The sequence below is a fragment of the Oleiphilus sp. HI0061 genome (genome assembly GCF_001635675.1).
Map to the genome: position 1 here is coordinate 1 of NZ_LWFE01001473.1, position 1422 is coordinate 1422.

The 1422-nt window shown below is 47.1% G+C and carries 1 protein-coding gene; it reads left to right on the forward strand.

All coding sequences use genetic code 11. The features are described from left to right. Positions 1 to 1422: single-stranded-DNA-specific exonuclease RecJ (gene recJ / locus A3735_RS23065; protein WP_068638735.1), on the forward strand; the 1422-nt coding region annotated here is incomplete at both ends.

A 1422-nucleotide genomic window follows, 5' to 3' on the forward strand; every position in this document is an offset into this window, starting at 1 on the left:
CTTGGAGACTTTGACTGCGATGGTGCGACGAGTACAGCCTTGGCTGTTCTTGTACTTCGAGAGATGGGGGCGAAAGAGTGCTCTTATATTGTGCCCAACCGTTTTGAATTCGGCTATGGCCTGACGCCAGAAATCGTTGACTATGCTGCAAAATTAAAGCCTGACCTAATCGTTACTGTTGATAATGGTATTGCTAGTGAAGCAGGCGTAGAGCGGGCCAAGTCACTCGGTATTAAGGTTTTGGTTACTGATCATCACTTGCCGGGAGATACCCTACCTAAAGCTGATGCAATCGTGAATCCAAATCAACTCGGTTGTGAATTTCCCAGCAAAAATGCCGCAGGGGTAGGGGTTATATTTTATGTTTTAAGTAGTCTTAGAACCTTGCTTAAAAAGAGACAATGGTTTGAACAGAGACAGCTTAAAGAACCCAATATGGCTTCATATCTTGATTTGGTTGCTTTGGGGACTGTCGCTGATCTGGTGGCGCTCGATCACAACAATCGCGTACTGGTTTCCCAAGGGCTTAAACGTATTCGGGCAGGTTATTGTCGTCCTGGAATCAAAGCGCTTTTGTCGCTCGCGGGTAAGGAGTTGTCGGGCGTTAAATCGAGTGATATGGGGTTTATCGTTGGTCCGCGGCTAAATGCGGCGGGTCGCCTTGATGATATGTCACAGGGTATCGAATGCCTATTAGCTGATAGCGAGGTTAGGGCAATGTCTATCGCGCAGCGCCTGGACCAGCTGAATGTCGAGCGCAAGCGCATTGAAGCCGAAATGAAACAGGATGCTGAAGCCCAGGTACAAAGCATTCTGGACAAGTCTACGGAAAGCTTGGCTCTTGAGAACTTGTCGTGGGGGTTGAGCTTATATGAGCCACATTGGCACCAAGGTGTCATTGGGATATTAGCTTCACGTATCAAAGAGCTATTTCATCGGCCCGTAATCGCTTTTGCGCCTGCTAGCGATGATCCGCTGATTCAGAATAGGGAGCTAAAAGGATCTGCGCGCTCTATACCCGGGCTTCATATGCGCGATGCTCTGGACCTGGTATCTAAGCGCCACCCAGAGCTGATTAAAAAGTTTGGTGGCCATGCGATGGCGGCGGGTTTGTCGATTGATGAAGCGAGCTATCCGCATTTTAATGAAGCGTTTGACCAAGTCGTAAGAGAGTTATTGAGGGAAGAGGATATGGAGTCGGTTATCCTTACCGATGGCCCATTGAATGAGTATGAGTCAACAGTTCAGCAAATAAGAGAGCTTGAAGCTGCTGGGCCTTGGGGTCAACGCTTTCCAGAACCTTGTTTTGAAAATACCTTTGAATTGGTACAGAGCAGAGTATTAAAAGAAAAACACCTCAAGCTAGTATTAAAAATGGAAGGTGGTCATGAGTTGTTTGACGCGATTCAATTTAATAGTCCA